A 385-nucleotide genomic window follows, 5' to 3' on the forward strand; every position below is an offset into this window, starting at 1 on the left:
TCGACGGCACCGAGGACCGCAACGGGCGGCGCAACCACGACGAGATCCGATTCTGGGCGGACTACGTGACGCCCGGCAAGGCGTCGCGGTACGTCTACGACGACGCCGGCCGCCGCGGCGGGCTGCACCCGGGCGAGAGCTTCGTCGTCCTCGGCGACCAGAACGCCGACCCGCTCGACGGCGACTCGGTCGACGCGGCGATCGACCAGCTCCTCGACCACCGGCGCGTCCAGGACCCCGCTCCCCGCTCCGACGGCGCCGTCGAGGCGGCCGCGCTCCAGGGCGGTGCGAACGCCACCCACCGCGGCGACCCCGCGCTCGACATCGCCGACTTCGCGGACACCGCGCCGGGCAACCTGCGCGCGGACTACGTGCTGCCGTCGCG

1 protein-coding gene is annotated in these 385 nt (G+C 75.3%); it reads left to right on the forward strand.

Features of this window, described 5'->3' with window-relative positions:
• The coding region (locus G3I78_RS50700) for an endonuclease/exonuclease/phosphatase family protein (protein WP_164437435.1) at positions 1-385 on the forward strand (385 nt) is incomplete at both ends.

Origin of the sequence: Streptomyces sp. SID13726 (assembly GCF_010548375.1) — a bacterium.
GTDB lineage: Bacteria > Actinomycetota > Actinomycetes > Streptomycetales > Streptomycetaceae > Streptomyces.